13 protein-coding genes are annotated in these 16,264 nt (G+C 69.7%); 5 read left to right on the forward strand and 8 right to left on the reverse strand.

Annotation, left to right across the window (positions count from 1 at the left end; genetic code table 11):
- Positions 1-7: 7 nt before the first annotated feature.
- From IPG61_03625 to IPG61_03645, 5 genes are all read right to left on the reverse strand, one after another.
- The gene (locus tag IPG61_03625) at positions 8-292 is read right to left on the reverse strand and encodes an STAS domain-containing protein (protein ID MBK6733168.1); all 285 of its coding nucleotides are present in this window, start codon (positions 290-292) and stop codon (positions 8-10) included.
- 9 nt (positions 293-301) lie between these two features.
- Entirely contained in the window at positions 302-760 is a 459-nt protein-coding gene (locus tag IPG61_03630; protein ID MBK6733169.1) for an Rrf2 family transcriptional regulator, read from the reverse strand.
- A 108-nt stretch (positions 761-868) separates the two neighbouring features.
- Complete coding sequence (locus IPG61_03635) at positions 869-1,432, reverse strand: hypothetical protein (protein MBK6733170.1); 564 nt, start codon at positions 1,430-1,432, stop codon at positions 869-871.
- Between the two features lie 53 nt (positions 1,433-1,485).
- Complete coding sequence (locus tag IPG61_03640) at positions 1,486-3,258, reverse strand: response regulator (protein MBK6733171.1); 1,773 nt, start codon at positions 3,256-3,258, stop codon at positions 1,486-1,488.
- A gap of 136 nt (positions 3,259-3,394) precedes the next feature.
- Positions 3,395-4,420, reverse strand: coding sequence for a hypothetical protein (locus IPG61_03645; GenBank protein ID MBK6733172.1), 1,026 nt, complete (start codon positions 4,418-4,420; stop codon positions 3,395-3,397).
- 208 nt (positions 4,421-4,628) lie between these two features.
- Between IPG61_03645 and IPG61_03650 the strand changes: the two genes are divergently transcribed.
- The 5 genes from IPG61_03650 (at position 4,629) to IPG61_03670 (ending at position 10,333) form a co-directional block, all read left to right on the forward strand.
- On the forward strand, positions 4,629-5,936 hold the full coding sequence (locus tag IPG61_03650; GenBank protein MBK6733173.1) for an outer membrane protein transport protein: 1,308 nt from the start codon (positions 4,629-4,631) through the stop codon (positions 5,934-5,936).
- 12 nt (positions 5,937-5,948) lie between these two features.
- On the forward strand, positions 5,949-7,421 hold the full coding sequence (locus tag IPG61_03655) for a hypothetical protein (protein ID MBK6733174.1): 1,473 nt from the start codon (positions 5,949-5,951) through the stop codon (positions 7,419-7,421).
- A gap of 230 nt (positions 7,422-7,651) precedes the next feature.
- Positions 7,652-8,533, forward strand: a complete 882-nt coding sequence (locus IPG61_03660; protein MBK6733175.1) for a rhomboid family intramembrane serine protease — start codon at positions 7,652-7,654, stop codon at positions 8,531-8,533.
- A 16-nt stretch (positions 8,534-8,549) separates the two neighbouring features.
- The gene (locus IPG61_03665) at positions 8,550-9,296 is read left to right on the forward strand and encodes a class I SAM-dependent methyltransferase (protein ID MBK6733176.1); all 747 of its coding nucleotides are present in this window, start codon (positions 8,550-8,552) and stop codon (positions 9,294-9,296) included.
- A 38-nt stretch (positions 9,297-9,334) separates the two neighbouring features.
- The gene (locus IPG61_03670; GenBank protein MBK6733177.1) at positions 9,335-10,333 is read left to right on the forward strand and encodes a glycosyltransferase family 2 protein; all 999 of its coding nucleotides are present in this window, start codon (positions 9,335-9,337) and stop codon (positions 10,331-10,333) included.
- Between the two features lie 16 nt (positions 10,334-10,349).
- On the opposite strand, the gene IPG61_03675 is transcribed toward IPG61_03670, so the two are convergent.
- The 3 genes from IPG61_03675 to purF are packed head-to-tail and all read right to left on the reverse strand — an operon-like array spanning position 10,350 to position 16,230.
- Positions 10,350-11,915 (reverse strand): Rne/Rng family ribonuclease, encoded by a 1,566-nt coding sequence (locus IPG61_03675; GenBank protein ID MBK6733178.1) that lies wholly within the window; start codon positions 11,913-11,915, stop codon positions 10,350-10,352.
- Between the two features lie 27 nt (positions 11,916-11,942).
- Positions 11,943-14,795, reverse strand: coding sequence for a TIGR03960 family B12-binding radical SAM protein (locus IPG61_03680; protein ID MBK6733179.1), 2,853 nt, complete (start codon positions 14,793-14,795; stop codon positions 11,943-11,945).
- On the reverse strand, positions 14,785-16,230 hold the full coding sequence (gene purF, locus IPG61_03685) for an amidophosphoribosyltransferase (GenBank protein ID MBK6733180.1): 1,446 nt from the start codon (positions 16,228-16,230) through the stop codon (positions 14,785-14,787). The genes IPG61_03680 and purF overlap by 11 nt, the downstream gene beginning before the upstream one ends.
- Positions 16,231-16,264 lie beyond the last annotated feature (34 nt).

Raw genomic sequence — 16,264 nt, forward strand, 5'->3', positions numbered from 1 at the left:
CAATGCCCTATTCGAATTCAAAGATGCCCTCGAAGCCGGCCAGCCCCAGCACTTCCCGCAGGTGCGGGCTGAGCCCGGCCAGCACCAGGCCACCGCCGCCGTCGCGCAACCGGCGCTGGACGGCCACCAGGATGCCCAGGCCCGCACTGGCGATGTAGTCGAGCCGGGTGAAGTCCAGGCGGCAGCGCCCCTGGACGTCGGCGAGGAACTCGCGGGCCTGCGGCGCGCTGGCCGCGTCGAGACGCCCTTCAAGGCGCACCGAGCCGTTGTCGTGCCAGCCGATGGCGAACATCCCCCCGCCTCACTCCCCGGTCAGCGGCCACAGTCGATTGAGGTCCTTCGTGGCCACGTCTTCCTTCTTCAGGAGATCGGCCACCGTCGTCTGGTTCAGGACTTCGGTCAGGCGGCCCTCGAGATGCTGCCACACCGGGCGCAGGCCGCAGTTGTTGTTGCGCGGGCAGTCGGGCGAGTCCGCGCTCTCGCCGCAGGGGAACCCGGCCACCGGGTCACCGCTGACCGAGTAGATGATCTGCGCGGCGGAGATGGACTCGGGCTTGCCGGCCAGCACGTAACCGCCGTAGCGGCCGCGCAGGGCGTCGACCACGCCGCCGCGTCGCAGCATGCCGAGCAGCTTGGCGACGGTGGGCTCCGGCAGGTTCTCGGCGTCGGCCAGGTCACCGAGCGTGACCTGCCCTCCCATATGCGCCATGCGCATGACCAGGCGGACGGCCTGCTCTTCGGCCCTCGTCACGCGGAACATCGCTGTCGCCCTCTCGCTGCCGGGTCCGGGGAACCGGGGACCAAAATGCCATTGTCTCAGTCAGATTAAAACAGGAGGAGGGCCAATGCGCAACCGGCGCCTGCCGGGTCAGTCGGTGGTGATGATCTCCTGGGCGAGGAACTCGTCGTACATTTCCGCCGCGCGGGAAACCAGGGCACGGTAGGCCTCGGCGCGCCCGAGCGCCTGCAGCCATGGACGGACCTCCTGGGGCAGGTAGCCTTCCCGCCGCGAAAGCCAGATCAGCCGGGCGGCCAGCACGCTGTCCGGGCGCGCCCGGGCCGCGAGGTCGGGCGCCAGTCCGAGTCGCCCCAGGAGCAGGGCCGTGGAATCCGGCCCCGCAGGCGCCGTGACCGTCGCCGCCGCCAGGCCCTCGGTACGCTCCTGCCACGCCAGTTGCCACCAGGGCGCCTCGGGCACCGATGAGGTGCGCGGCCTCTCCGGGCGGGTCGGCACCGGGGCATCGTCGGGTTCGCTCTCCCACGGCGGCGGCAGCACCGTCAGCCAGCCCGTCTCGGGGCTGCGCCGCTGGATCGGCGGCGGACCCTGGCCACGCCACAGCCACCGCTCGGTGGCCGACAACAGCAACGCCAGAAGCGCGCCGGCGACCAGCGCGGACAGGGGCCAACGGAAGCGATCACGGTCGGGGGACATTCAGATGGATACGCCGGCGGGCCGACACGGTTCCCGGCAGCCGGGAAGCCCAACTAGACGGCGACACCGTCGCGCAGCTCGGTCAGCTGCTCGAGGATCGCGTCGAGCAGGGGCACACGCAGGGGCTTGGTGAGGTAGTCGTCCATGCCTGCGGCCATGCAACGCTCGCGGTCCTCGCTCGATGCATGCGCCGTCAACGCGACAATGGGCGCGTGGACGCCGGTCCGGCATTCCCTCTCGCGGATCGCGCGGGTAGCCGCCAGGCCGTCCATCTCGGGCATCTGGACATCCATGAGGATCAGGTCGAAGTTCGCGGCCGCACTCGCCTCGACGCCCAAGCGGCCGTTGGCCGCCACCTGCACGCGGTGACCGCGCCGTTCGAGCAGCTTCTCGACGAAGCGGCTGTTGACCACGTTGTCCTCGACGACGAGAATGTCGAAACCGTTGGCCGCTGCGGCTGCCGCCGCCTCCGGCGCGTCCTCTGCCTGCCGGCGCGCCGCACCTGCCGCCACGCGGAAACTGAAGGTGCTGCCGCTGCCCGGCGTGCTGCGCACCGAGATGCTGCCGCCCATCAACTCGACCAGCTGGCGCGTGATGGCCAGCCCGAGTCCCGCGCCGCCGAATTCGCGTGCGAACGAGCTGTCGGCCTGCGCGAACTTGCCGAAGATGGCCTCAATCTTGTCGGCCGCGATGCCGATCCCCGTGTCCTCGACCTCGCCCACCAGCCAGCAGCCGCCGTCGTCGCGCGCCTCCGCCCGTACGCGGACGTCGATGCTGCCCGTGCGCGTGAACTTGATGGCGTTGCCGATCAGGTTGGTGAAGACCTGCCGCAGGCGATGCGGATCGAGCCGGCAATGGGCCGGCACCGACTCGTCGACCTTCCAGGTGACCGGCACGTGAACGCCGGCGTTCCCCACCACGAGCGCATCGACCGCGCGCCCGACCAGGTTGCGCACGTCGGTATCCTGCGGATCCAGTTCGAGCTTGCCGGCCTCGATGCGCGAGAAGTCGAGCAGGTCGTTCACCAGCGCCAGGAGGTTGCGTCCCGAGTGGCGGGCCAGTTCGAGGTACTCGCGCTGCTCCGGCGTCATCCCGGTCCCCAGCGCCAGCTCGGTCATGCCCAGCAGCCCGTTGATGGGCGTGCGGATCTCGTGGCTCATGTTGGCCAGGAAGAGGCTCTTGGCTTCGCTGGCGGCCTCGGCCTGGTGCTTGGCCACGGCCAGTTCGCGCGAACGCGACTCGAGCAGGTCGGCGGCGGCCAGCTCGCTGCGGAACTGGCGATTCTGGATGCGCGCCTGCGACAGGCCGTACGCCAGGTAGATGACGAACATCACCGACAACTGCAGGTCCTGCGGCGGCGGCAGCGCGAGTGACGCCAGAGCAGGCAGCCCGAGGATGGTGACGAGGACAGGCACGACCAACGGGAGGTCGGCGCTCAGGGCGCTGATGACCCCGCCGCCCAGGCCGGTCGTCACCAGCAGCACCAGGACGAGCTCCGAGCCCACGCCGTATCTCTGCATGCAGAAGACTGCCAGCAGGCCCCAGGTCATGGCCAGGCCGAGGCTCGTCAGGCGGAAGTCGCGGGACCACTGCACGGGGTCGCGCGGATACCGCGACTCGAAGTGGCGGCACAGCGACCGGCGATGGAAACCGAGCGCACCCTGCAGCACCAGCAGTGCGCCCCACAAGGCGGCGTTCTCGCGCCAGATCGCGATCAGTGCGCCCACCAGCAACGTGCAGGCGACATAGGCGAAATTGCCCGGAGTGGCGCGACTCGCCAGCAGCCGCGCTGTCCTTATGTCATGGCTGGGGTCGGCGCCGAGCATCCCGTCTCTCCTGGCCTGGAGGAACGCTGCGCGCGCGGCCGGATCCGGAGTGGACGACCGGGCGAAGCTGTCCCGGCCTAGGGATCGGCAGGATGAGGGCTGGCTTTACCGCCGAGGTGCAGCTTCGGCAACGGGTTCAGGCCGGTTCCGGGTCGGGCCGGTGCGGCGCGTCCAGGCGCAGGCAACCGTCACGCACCGGCTCGTCCTGTCCCTCCAGCACCAGCGCCAGGTCGGCTCCGATCGAGACGACCCGGCCCCGCCGGGCGGGTGGCGGCAGGCACCCGGTGCCCTCGCCGGCCGCCAGGCGTTCCCGAATGCCGGCGTCCCAGACGGCCACCTCGCGGCCGAGGACCAGCGAGCGGGCCCGGTAGGCCTCGACCAGGGCTTCCGCACCGCGGTCGGCCACCTGCTCGAGGTGGTCGAGCAGGCGCTCCATCACGGCCGCGGCCGCCGGCCCCAGGGCCGGCGCCGGCCCGGACACCGCCAGGGCCGTCGCCGGCAGTGCGAACGGGTCGGGCGGCAGCACCGGCGCTGCCGCGAGGTTCAGGGCCAGACCGGCGAAGTACTCCGTGATGCGCGGACCGCGCGTGCGCAGGGCGGTGAGCACGCCACCCGCCTTGCCGTCGTCGATGACGATGTCGTTGACCCATTTCACGGCCAGGCCCCGCGAGGCCGCAGCGGCGTGCCCGAGCAGCCTCTCGACGGCCTCGCAGGCGGCGACCGCTGCCAGCATGGGCAGCGAGGGGCCGCACGTGGCCGCATCCAGGTCGCAGGGCACGGCCACGCTCAGGTGCAGGTTGCCGGGCACGGCGTGCCACCGGCGCCCGTGCTGGCCGCGCAGGGCGGCGCCACCGAGTGTCAGGCAGGCCACCGGGCCCGGAAGCCCGCAGCCGGTCGCCGTGACCTCGCGCAAGGCCTCGTACGGCGAGTTGCGCCCGGCCGCACTCACAAGCACCTCGTGCCAGCGCGCGTCCGTCCGATCGCACAGGGAACCCAGGTCGCCGGCATCACCGATCGGCACGCGCAAGCCGGGTACGCCCGTCGCGCACGCCGTCCACAGCTGCGCGGCAAACGTGCCCGGAGCCGGTGGCCGGCCGGCGAACGGACCGGCCTTGCACCGGCCACCGACAGCCAGCAGGGACGCGACGTCATCGACGATCATGGTCCTCCCGATCTCGCAGTACCCGCGACGGCACCAGGTGGGCGCAGCCTGAAAACCGCTTTGCCGTAACCAGACCACTATGGTAGGGTCCGACGCAGTCACGTCAATACGGCCCGCGCGTCAATTCGGCCCCATTTTCTCCGGAATTCGCTCCGGATTCGCGGGGCCCCTTCGGGTCGACCCCCCGTTCCCTGCACGAGGAGACGTCATGCGCAAGAGGATCCTGACGCGGGCGACCGCCGCGCAGTTGCTGCCCCTGGCACTGCTGCTGGCCGCCGGTCTTGCCCACGCGTCCGGCTTCAGCATCTACGAAGCCGGTTCGCGGGCCACGGCGCTCGGCTGCGCCTTCACGGCGACTGCCGACGACGGCTCGGCACTCTTCTACAACGCCGCCGGCCTGTCCTTCCAGAACGGCCGCAGCATGGACCTGAACTTCGTGGGTGTGGCCCCGCAGTTCAAGTTCTCCGGGCACCTCTCCCAGGGCGACGCCCTGTCGACGGGCGAAGCCGCCGACCGCGTGTACCTGGTGCCGGGCGCCTACTACACCGCCAATCCCGGCGGCAAGGTGGCGTATGGCATCGGTGTCTACGCGCCGTTCGGCCTGGGCGTGGAGTGGAAGGACGGCGCCAACTGGGTCGGCCGCCGCATCAGCCACGACGTGGCCATCGAGACCATCTACGTGACGCCGGCGATCAGCTACATGGCCGCCGACGGGCTGGCGCTGGCGATCGGCGTGGACGTGGCCTCGCAGCACCTGAGCCTGAAGAAGTACACGCCGGAGCCGCAGTTCGGCACGAACGCCCTCGAGACCGAGATCGAGGGGCGCAGCAAGATGAACCTGACGCCGTCGCTGGGCCTGATGTACCGGCCCACCTCCCAGTGGTCGTTCGGCGCGATGTACCACTTCGAGAAGACGATGGAATTCGAGGATCGCACCGCCACGCTGACCAACGTGCAGGATCCCGGCGAGACCTGGGCTGCCGCGCTTCTCAGCGGGCTGGGCGGCAGCGAACAGCTGGTCTCCTCCGAGCTGAACCTGCCTTCGATCATGTCGCTCGGCGTGGCCTACCAGGCCAGCGAACGGCTGCGGCTGGAAGGCAACTACGTGCGCTTCGGCTGGAGCGCCTTCGAGAAGCTGGCGCTCGACTTCAACACCGACGCCCTCGACCAGTCCATCTACTTCGGCTACGAGGATTCCTGGCAGGTCCGTTTCGGCGGCGAGTACTGGGCGAGCGACAGCGTGAGCCTGATGGCCGGTGACGTGCACGACAAGACGCCGCAGCCGCTGATCTCGGTCAGCCCGCTGCTGCCGGACAGCGACCGTAACGACTCCTCGTTCGGCGTGCGCTACCTGCACGGCAACTGGGACCTCAACGCCAGCTACATGGTGGTCGTGGGCGTCGAGCGCACGAACATCGAGAACGGCGAACCGCTCCGCCACACCACCGACTACCCGTTCGGTTCCTACAAATCACTGGCCAACCTGTTCGGGGTCGGCCTCCGCTACAACTTCTAGGAGGTGCAGGCAATGAAGAACTTCAGACACATCACGAAGACGCTGCCCACCCTCCTGCTGGTGGGTGCACTGGTGGCGCTCGGCGGCTGTTCGCTGGAAGCGCCCGATGATCCCACGAACCTGGTCAACGACCCCACGACCGAGGACGCGGGCGCGCGCTACGTGTCGGTGGGCAACAGCCTGACGGCCGGCTTCATGGACGGCGGGCTGATCCAGTCGGGGCAGATGTACAGCTACCCGCGGCTGGTCGCGAACGCGCTGGGCCTCAGCAGCACGCAGTTCACGCAGCCGTGGATCGCCTCGCCGGGCATCGGCGGGCTGAGCGGCGCCAACGTGACCGGCGTGCTCTTCTTCAACGGCACGAGCATCGCGGTGCTCGGCTCGACGCCCGCGGCGGACGTGCAGTCGGAACTGCTGCTGGCCGCCACGCAGCCGACGCAGTACCACAACCTGGGCGTGCCCGGCGCGGTGCTGCATGACGGCATGAACGCCTACTCTTCGGCGTCGAGCGCCAGCGGGGCCAACCCGTTCTTCGATTTCATCAACCGGGCGTCGCTGTTCGGCAACGACCCCGTGGCGGCGGGCTACCCCGGCCCGGGCGGACTCGTGCCCGTCACGTTCCAGTCCGCGTCGCAGTTCTACCAGGCCGTGGCCAAGGGCGGCGCCCTCACCACGCTCTGGCTGGGCAACAACGACGTGCTGGGGCCGGCCACGAGCGGCGAACCGGCTCCGGGTTTCGGCGACAACGGTTCGCTGGGTCACCAGGCGTTCACCGCCGACTACACGGCGCTGCTGGCGATGCTCGCCGGCGGCCTGGCGCAGCGCAACAACGGGCTGAAGCCGACGATCATCGTCGCCAACATCCCGAGCGTGACCAGCACCCCGTACTTCGTGCCGAAGGCCAATTTCGACGCCTACGTCACCTCGCAGATCGGTCAGGTCTGGCCGGGCGGGTTCGAGGAAACCGGCGTTCTCTACGTGCGCTTCCCGGCCCTGTCCTGGATCGCCGCCAACAACCCGGCGACGCCCATCCCGGACGAGTACACGCTCGACGCCGGCGAGTATACGTCGGTGGCGACGGCAACCGGCGTGTTCAACGCGACTATTGCGGCGATCGCCGCCAGCGTCAATGCGTCCGGCACGGCCAACGTCGGACTGGTCGACGCCAACGCCCTGCTGGCCACCGGCACGACGGCCAACCAGCGCACGCACTTCCTGTTCCTGCGTGGCGCCGGCATGACCGTGGCCCAGGCTGCGGCGACGACGATCTTCTCGCTGGACGGCATCCATCCCAACAGCCACGGCTACGGGATCCTGGCCAATGCGTTCATCGACAAGATCAACGAGATCGACGGCACCGACCTGGACTATGTCGATCCCGCAGCTCTGCCCTGGGACCCGACCTACGGCCAGTCGGGCAAGGCGACCGGGCCACTGGGCCTGGATCCCGCCGCGGCCGAGGCCATGGACGCGATCTTCAGGTAGGAGCCCCGGCGCGACCGGATGCGTCCGTTTCCGGGAAAGGGGGGAGCAATGGCTCCCCCCTTCGTTTTGCGCCGGAACCACCCGGGCTACAGATCCGCGCCGGCCTGCCGATTCCCATGGGTCGCCGCCGGGGCGTGAATTGCGGTGCCGAACCGCCCCCCGTGGTGTATCTTACGCGCGCGGACGGGATGGCGCCGGCCGCGCGAAACGCCGGGAAGGAAACACTCGACATGCGCTCGTACCGGACCATGAATGCCGGCCCCTTCGGGGGCATGGGCATGACCCCGGGCGTCAAGGCCCTGCTGATCGCGAACGTGGCCGTCTTCATCGTGCAGACGTTCATGCGCGACTATGTGGGCCGGCAGGTAGGTCCGATCACCGAGGCGTTCGGGTTCATCCCGGGGCGGGCCATCTTCGGGCTCGAGATCTGGCGCTTCGTCACCTACATGTTCCTGCACGGGGGCTTCGGCCACATCCTGTTCAACATGATCGGCCTGTGGATGTTCGGCGCGCAGATCGAGGCAGGCTGGGGCCGCGGTCCGTTCCTGCTCTACTACCTGATCTGCGGCCTGGGTGGCGCCGTGACGTACGGCCTGTTCAACGTGTTCGGCATGGAAGCCTTCACGCCGATGATCGGCGCCTCGGGCGCGCTCTACGGCATCCTGCTGGCCTACGGCATGATGTTTCCCGAGGCCGTGATCCTGATCGGCCTGATCCTGCCGATGAAGGCCAAATACGCCGTGGTGCTGTTCGGCCTGATCGAACTGCTGAGCACCATTGCCGACAACGGCAGCGGCGTAGCGCACTGGGCGCACCTCGGCGGCATGGGCGCCGGCTTCATCTTCCTGCGCCTGACCATCCCCTCCCTGCGCGCCGGCATGGGCCTGCGCCTGCCGGGACGACGCTTGTTCGGCAAGCGCAAGCTTCGCGTGGTCCGCCCCGAGACGCGCACGTCACAGGCCCCGCCCTCGAGCGGAAGACCAGCGGGCAGCCCGCCGCCGGCCGCGGACCGTTCGCAGGTGGACGCCATCCTCGACAAGATCTCGCGCGAGGGGCTGGATAGCCTTACCCCCCAGGAGCAGGAGATCCTGCGCCGGGCCGGGCGCCGTTGACGGCCGGAGGAAGCCAGTGAAGCACCACCTGCTCAGGGCCCTGATGCCGTTCGGGGTCTACCCGCACATCAACTTCACCTACAGCCCTTTCAAGATCCTCGAGTACGAGGCCATGCTGGACTGGCTGCCGCCGGCGGGAAGCGGCACGGCGCTGGACATCGGCTGTGGTGACGGGCTGCAAACGATGCTGCTCGGGCGCCGATTCGCGCGCACTTGCGGCATCGACGTCAACGAGCGGTTCATCGGGATCGCCCGCGCCCATGCCCGTGCCTACGGGCGGCGCGCGAACCTCGAGTTCTTCGCGCAGCCGCTCGAGGCGATCGGCTTCGCGCCGGACACGTTCGACGTTGTGCTCAGCGTCTGCGTGCTGGAGCATATTCCGAACCACGAGGAAGTGCTGCGCGAGTGCCTGCGCATCATGAAGCCCGGCGCGCGCATCGTCTTCTCGGTGGACACGTTGCAGACCATCGACGACCCGGCGCTGGTGGAGAGCCACCGCAGGCAGCACCATGTGGTGCGCTACTTCCGCGAGGACACGCTGCGCGAACTGCTCGAGCGCACGGGCTTCGTGAACCTGGAGTTCAAGCCGCTGTTCCGCAGTGAGATGGCGCCCGGGCTGTTCACCGAGGGCATTCGCGAAGGCTTCAATTTCGGGCGCCTGCGCGCGCCGCGCCTGGCGGCGGAACTGCGCCGTGCCGAGGCCGCGATGCCGGCGAATTCGCCCGGCACCTTCCTGCTCGCCCGGGGCGAGCGGCCGCGGTGACGCACGACCCCCATCTCCCCCGCCCGGAAACGGCCGACGTGCCGGGTGCATCCGGTGCATCCAGTGCGTCTGGCGCCGACGCCGCAACTGACCTCAGTATCGTCATCGTCAACTGGAACACGGCGCCCCTGCTGCGCGACTGCCTGGACTCGCTGCCCGCCGCCTGCGAAGGGCTGACGCACGAGGTGCTGGTGGTCGACAACGCCTCGCGCGACGGCTCGGCGGACCTGGTCAGGACCGCCTTTCCCGGCGTCACCCTGCTCGAGGCCGGCGCCAACCGCGGCTTTGCCGGCGGCAATAACCTGGCCCTGCCGCGGTGCCGCGGCGCGTTCGTGCTGCTGCTGAACCCGGACACGGTCTGCCCGCCCGGCGCGCTGGCCAGGCTGGTCGGCTTCGCGCGCGACCAAGAGCGCCTCGGCGCCGTGGGTCCCCTCCTGACCGACGCCGAAGGCACGCCGACGATCACCTGGGGCTGGTTTCCGGCGCCTCGCCACCACTGGCTCGGTTTTGTCGACCCGGCGCGCCGGCTGCGCGGCCCCTTCTGGGGCGAACGCGTGGTGCACGTGCCTGCCCGCAGCGAACCGTCGCGCGAAGTGGACTACGTGGCCGGCGCCTGCCTGCTGATGCCCCGCGCGGCCCTGGACGCAGTGGGCCCGCTGGACGAGCGGTTCTTCCTCTACTTCGAGGAGACCGACTGGTGCCTCCGGGCGCGGGCGGCCGGGCTGGCGGTGTGGTACTGCGCCGACAGCGAGGTCGTGCACCTGGAGGGACGCGCCGCGGCGACGGTCAGCGACTTCAGCCTGCGGCAGTTCCAGCTCAGCTACCGGCTGTTCGTGCGCAAGCACCACGGGGCGGCGAGGGAGTTCGAGACGCGCCTGGCCCAGTTCTGCGAGTATGGGCTGAAGAGCCTGCTGCGCCGGCTGGCGGCGCTGCGCGGCGGGCCGGCAGCAACGACGAACCGGGCGCTGTCCCGCCAGTACGGTGACCGCGCCCGGTTGCAGTTGGTCTCGCGCCTCGACCCGCGCCCACCCGCGTGAGCATGTCAGCGGCAGGCTAGCGCCCGCCCCGCGCCTTCTTCTCGAATTCCGCGATCAGGTCCTTGCCCGACGTCAGGCTGACGATGCGGAACTCCTCCACGTGCAGCGTGGCATCGTCCAGGACGTTGAGCTCGAGGTCGAATGCGCGCGACAGCTCGCGGAACTGCTCGGGACGTTCCTCGAGCAGGTAGAGCGCCAGCACCGGGTTGGCCTGGATCTGCAGGCGCGACTCGTGCGTGACCACGGCGATGCGCTGGATGAGCCGCTCGATGCGGTTGCTCATCGTCTCCATCGAGAGGACCTTGCCGGTGCCCGTGCAGTACGGGCAGTCGTCCGACAGCTGCGAGAGCAGCGATGGCCGCACGCGCTGCCGGCTCATCTCGACCAGGCCCAGGCCGCTGACCTGGAACACCTTGTGGCGCGCGCGGTCGCGGTGCAGGTGCAGGCGGAGCTCGTTGAAGACGCGCTTCTTGTTGCTCTCGCTCTCCATGTCGATGAAGTCGATGACGATGATGCCGCCGACATCGCGCAGCCGCAGCTGGCGCGCCACCTCGCGCGCGGCCAGCATGTTCGTCTGCAGGATGGTGTCTTCCTGGTTGCGCTTGCCGACGAAGCGACCGGTGTTGACGTCGATCGACACCAGCGCTTCGGTCTGCTCGATGATCAGGTAGCCGCCCTTCTTCATCCAGACGCGCTTGTCGAGCGTGTTCTTGATCTCGGCTTCGATCTCGAACTGGTCGAAAATGGGCAGGTCGCCCTTGTATTCCTCGATGCGGCCGCGCAGCTCGGGCGCGAACATCTTGACGTAGTTGACCAGGCGCACGAAGTCGTCGTGGTCGTCGATCACCAGGCGGGCGGTGTCTTCCTTGAAGATGTCGCGGATCAGGGCCACGACCATGCCCACGTCCTCGTGGACCAGGGCCGGCGCCTGCACTTCCTGTCCGGAGCGGTAGAGCTTGTCGAACAGGCTGCTGAGGTAGTCGACGTCCTGCTTGATGCCCTCTTCGGTGACGGCGGTCGCCGCGGTGCGGATGATGAAGGCGCCCTCGGCCGGGCGGTGGGACTGCAGGAGCTGCTTGAGCCGCACCCGTTCGCGGCGGTCCTCGATCTTCCGCGAGACGCCGATGTGGCGCCCCTTGGGCATCATCACCAGGTAGCGGCCCGGCAGGCTGATGTCGGCCGTCAGGCGGGGTCCCTTGGTGCTGATGGGTTCCTTGGTGACCTGCACGAGGATCTGGTCGCCGACCTTCAGGACGTTGCCGATGTCCGGCACGTGGCGCTGTCGACGGCGACCCGGCGGACCGCCGCGGCCTCCGGGAGCCGGCGCGGGCGCCGGCGCCTCCTCGTCGCTGTCGTCATGCTCGAGGTCCGAGGCGTGCAGGAATCCCGCGCGCTCGAGCCCGATATCGACGAAAGCGGCCTGCAGGCCGGGCTTGACCGAGGTGACCTTGCCCTTGTAGACGTTGCCGACAATGCGCTTGGCGTCCGCTCCCTCGACCAGGAGCTCCACGAGTTCGCCGTCTTCGAGCATGGCGATACGGATCTCGTGGGGGGACGAGTTGATGATGATTTCTTTTCGCATAGAACCTGCCAGCGGCGGGCAGGGCGATCAGGAATAGAAGTGACGCCCCAACCAGAACCGAAGGCCGGTCTCACCTACTTCCTCGAGGGGCGACAACCATCGCCCGTCACGGTGAAGGCCCGAGTACCCTGTCCGGGTCACGACGCAAAGCCCGGGCTCGGGCAGCGCCTGGCCGAACAGGCAGGCCAGGAATTCGTGCACGGGCAAGCCGGCGCCGGACTCGCTGCGCAGCAGGCTGATACGCAGCTCCGGTCCCGGGCCCTGCCCGTCAACCCGCGCCAATCCCAGGCCACCTTCGGGCACCAGGGCACGGGCGTCGATCTGAATGTCACCCTTGGGACGCTTGCGCACGACCAGCCGGCTCGGACTGGCCAGGAACGCGTCCACGGCGGCGGCGGCCACTTCGGCCGTTGGACCGCCCTCGGGGGTGCCGGGCAACCGCACCCGGTAGTCGAACCTCGAAACCGCCTGGTCGATGGACGGCGGCGCCTGAGCCCCGATCGTCACGGCGCGGCCCAGGCTGAGGCCCGGCGGCAACTCGCGTCCCAGCCGCTCGGTCCAGCCGGGCACCTGGTGATCGAAGGCAATGTCGAGGCACTCGCGCTCACCGCCGACCCCAACCGCCAACGGGGGGCCGAACTTGAGCATCGGGTGCGGATGATAGCCCTTGCTGTGGGCGACAGGCAAGCGCGACCTTCGCAGGGCCAGATGCAGTTGCCGCTGGAAGTCCAGGTGGCCCAGGAAGACCAGGTCGTCCCCCTTGGTGTATTCCACCCGGTACCAGCACTTGGCCGCCGCCTGCTGCCGCCAGTTCACCCAGCGGCCATCCTCCTGCCCCGGCCGGGCCGGGTCGCCGTTCCGCGGGTCGAAATCCGGGGCCGGCTCCGGGCTTCCGGTCGCGCCGGGGGCCGGCGGCGGCGTCTGCCGCGGGATCGGATCGTCGGCCAGCCGGGTGGTGCCCCGGCCGTGCGAGGGGATGGCCGGCCCGCGGCGGGCCGGGGCGCCCTGCAGGGCCTCCAGCTTGGCGAAGATGTGCTGGATGTCCCCGTCACAGGACGTGCAGTCGTAGCAGGGCCCCTCCAGGCGGCAGTCGGGCAGGGTCCGGGCCTGGACTGCCCGGCGCCAATCCCGGCGCAGGAACTCCTTGTCGATGCCGACGTCGACCCCGTCCCAGGGCAGCGGGGTAGCCGGGTCGCGGGGCGACAGGATGTCCGCCGCCTCGACGCCGCACTCGGCCAGGGCCCGCTCCCAGGTGCCGATGCGCATGTACTCGGTCCAGCCCTCGAACCGCGCCCCCGCGCGCCAGGCCCGCTCAAGGACGTCGGCCAGGCGGCCGTCACCCAGGCCCAGCATCGCCTCCAGGAACGAGATCTCCGGGTCGCGGAGGCTCAGCTTCAGCTTGTGGCGCCGCAGCAGCCCGGCCACCAGGTGGTTTCGCCGGTCGATCTCCGCGCGCGAGATCTGGCCGGCCCACTGGAAGGTGGTGTGCGCCTTGGGCGAGAACGGCGACAGCGACACATGCACCTGCGCGCCGCCGCGCGGAGCCTGCCGCACCACGCGCCCGACCAGTTCGGCCAGGTCCACGAGATCCTCGTCGGTCTCGGTGGGCAGGCCGATCATGAAGTACAGCTTCACGTTCTTCACGCCGGCGCGCAGCGCCTGGGCCGTCGCCGTGACGATCTCCTCGTCGGTGATGTTCTTGTTCACGACGTCACGCAAGCGCGCGCTGCCGGCCTCGGGCGCGAAGGTGAAGCTCGACGGCCGTTCGTTGCTGATGCGGTCGTACAGCCCCTCGTCAACCGAGTCGACGCGCAGGCTGGGCAGCACGAGGTTGGTGTGGTCTGCCGCCAGCGCGTCCTGGATGCCGGCCACGGCCTCGCCGAGGCCGGTGTAGTCGCCGGTCGACAGGCTGAGCAGAGATACCTCGGCATGCCCGGAGGCCGCCAGGCCCTCCCGCGCCGCCGCGACAAGGAGATCGGCGTCGCGCTCGCGCACCGGTCGCGTGATCATGCCGGCCTGGCAGAAGCGGCAGCCGCGCACGCAGCCCCGCATCACTTCCAGCGCCAACCGGTCGTGCACCGGCTCGATCACGGGCACGATCTGCCGCGGCGGCGGGTAGTCGTTCAGGTCCCTGACCACGCGCGAGCGCACCGGCTGCGCCGCGCCGGGCCACCACACACCGGGCAGGGCCCGGAGGCGCGCGAGCCTGCCGTCCCGACCCTCGCCTGCGGCACGGGAGGCCTGCAGTTCCGCGGCCATCTCCAGCACCACGTCCTCGCCGTCGCCGAGCACGAGCAGGTCGAGGAACGGTCCGACTACGGCGGGATTCAGCACGCAGGAGCCGCCGGCCATGAAGATGGGATCGTCCGGGCCGCGATCGGCCGCTCGCAGCGGCGCGCCCGACAGGTCGATCATCGTCAGCATGTTCGTGTAGGTCAGCTCGTAGCCGAGCGAGAAACCGACGAGGTCGAAGCGGCCCGCCGGCCGGCGCGACTCCAGCCCGTACAGCGGCAGGCCGATGGCACGCATGGCCTGCTCCATGTCGGGCCAGGGCGCGAAGGCCAGGTCGCAGAACGCGCCGGTGCGGTCCATGAGCAGCGTGTAGAGGATGCGCAGGCCCTGGTGCGACATCCCCACTTCGTAGACATCGGGAAAGGCCAGCAGCACGCTGGCGCGATCGGCGCTGAAGCCGTCGCGGTCGGCCCCCAGTTCCCCGCCGATGTAGCGACCGGGCGCGGCCACTCCTGGCAGCACGCGCCGGCGCAGCGCGTCGGAAAGCACGGCCGGGTCATCGAACGCGGGCGCCGGTCGCCAGGGTGAACCCGGCGCCGGCGCGCGATCAGGGTGCTGCGGCTGCTGGTCCTCCAGGTCAGTCTCCATCCGTCGGCGGCATCGGTTTGACGGGTATACGCACGCCGGCCGCGCGCTCCAGGAGGTCGCGCCCGGGCTCTTCGCCGAACGAGACCGGGTAGTTGCCGGAGAAACACGCGTCGCAGTGGTTGCCCTTGTCACCGGCCGCTTCGCGCAGGCCTTCAAGCGACAGGTAGGCCAGCGAGTCCACGCGCAGGTACACCCTGGTCTCCTCGACCGAGTGGCTGGCTGCGATCAGTTCGTTGCGCACCGGCGTATCGATGCCGTAATAGCAGGGATTGGTCACCGGCGGCGAGGCGATGCGCAGGTGCACCTCGGCCGCGCCGGCACCGCGCATGAGCTTGACCAGCTTTCGCATCGTCGTGCCGCGCACGATCGAGTCGTCGATCATCACCACGCGCTTGCCGGCGACGACCTCGGCCACGGGGTTGAACTTGATGCGCACCGACATGTCGCGGACCTTCTGCGCCGGCGAGATGAACGTGCGGCCGACGTAGTGGTTGCGGATCAGCGCCATCTCGTAGGGAATGCCGGTGGCCCGCGAGTATCCGAGCGCCGCGGTGTTGCTGCTGTCGGGCACGGCGCAGACGAGATCGGCCACAGCAGGCGCCTCGCGACCAAGGATCTCGCCGCTGCGTCGGCGCGCCGATTCGACATGGCGGCCGAAGACGATGCTGTCCGGCCGCGAGAAATAGACGAGTTCGAAGATACAGCGACGTTCCGGCGCCGTGACGGACAGCTTGCGGCTGCTCAGTTCGCCGTCGCCGAGCACCACCATCTCGCCGGGCTCGATGTCACGCAGGTAGCGCGCGCCGATCATGTCGAAGGCGCAGCTTTCGCTGGCCACGACGTAGCTGTCACGGTAGCGGCCCAGGCACAGCGGCCGGAACCCGTGCGGGTCGCGCACGGCGATCAGGCGGTCCCGCGTCAGCACGACCATGCTGTAGGCACCCTTGACGCGCGGCAGCACGTCGAGCAGTGCGTCCTCGACGTGTTCAGAAGGGTGCCGGGCCAGCAGGTGCAGGATCACTTCGGTGTCGCTGGTGGTCGAGAAGATCGAGCCCTGCAGTTCCATCTCCCGGCGCAATTCGTGCGCATTGACCAGGTTCCCGTTGTGCGCCAGGCTCACCGTCCCGCGGTGGGTCGCGGCCTGGAACGGCTGGGCATTCAGCAGGTGGCTGCTGCCCGAGGTGCTGTAGCGCACGTGACCGATGGCCCAGGCGCCGGTCAGCGTGCGGGTCGTCGTTTCGTCGAAGACGTCGGCCACGAGCCCCATGCGCTTGTGCGTCAACAGGCGGTGTCCGTCGGCCACGGTGATGCCGGCGCTCTCCTGGCCACGGTGCTGCAGCGCGTGCAACGCCAGCGAAGCCAGCTCGGCTGCGCCGTCGACGGCAGCAATGCCGACCACGCCGCATTCCTCGCGCCAATGCCTGCCCGTGTTCATCGCGCCTCCCGGCCTGCGGCCCCTCGACCGTGAA

It is taken from the genome of bacterium, from assembly GCA_016703265.1.
In the GTDB taxonomy this organism is placed as follows: Bacteria; Krumholzibacteriota; Krumholzibacteriia; order LZORAL124-64-63; family LZORAL124-64-63; genus CAINDZ01.

What these genes read in the sequence shown, in the direction of transcription:
- IPG61_03635 (MBK6733170.1), bottom strand. Translation starts at nt 1,432, where the DNA reads ATGTCCCCCGACCGTGATCGCTTCCGTTGGCCCCTGTCCGCGCTGGTC.
- IPG61_03660 (MBK6733175.1), top strand. Translation starts at nt 7,652, where the DNA reads ATGCGCTCGTACCGGACCATGAATGCCGGCCCCTTCGGGGGCATGGGC.
- IPG61_03640 (MBK6733171.1), bottom strand. Translation starts at nt 3,258, where the DNA reads ATGCTCGGCGCCGACCCCAGCCATGACATAAGGACAGCGCGGCTGCTG.
- IPG61_03650 (MBK6733173.1), top strand. Translation starts at nt 4,629, where the DNA reads ATGCGCAAGAGGATCCTGACGCGGGCGACCGCCGCGCAGTTGCTGCCC.
- purF (MBK6733180.1), bottom strand. Translation starts at nt 16,230, where the DNA reads ATGAACACGGGCAGGCATTGGCGCGAGGAATGCGGCGTGGTCGGCATT.
- IPG61_03645 (MBK6733172.1), bottom strand. Translation starts at nt 4,420, where the DNA reads ATGATCGTCGATGACGTCGCGTCCCTGCTGGCTGTCGGTGGCCGGTGC.
- IPG61_03625 (MBK6733168.1), bottom strand. Translation starts at nt 292, where the DNA reads ATGTTCGCCATCGGCTGGCACGACAACGGCTCGGTGCGCCTTGAAGGG.
- IPG61_03630 (MBK6733169.1), bottom strand. Translation starts at nt 760, where the DNA reads ATGTTCCGCGTGACGAGGGCCGAAGAGCAGGCCGTCCGCCTGGTCATG.
- IPG61_03675 (MBK6733178.1), bottom strand. Translation starts at nt 11,915, where the DNA reads ATGCGAAAAGAAATCATCATCAACTCGTCCCCCCACGAGATCCGTATC.
- IPG61_03655 (MBK6733174.1), top strand. Translation starts at nt 5,949, where the DNA reads ATGAAGAACTTCAGACACATCACGAAGACGCTGCCCACCCTCCTGCTG.
- IPG61_03680 (MBK6733179.1), bottom strand. Translation starts at nt 14,795, where the DNA reads ATGGAGACTGACCTGGAGGACCAGCAGCCGCAGCACCCTGATCGCGCG.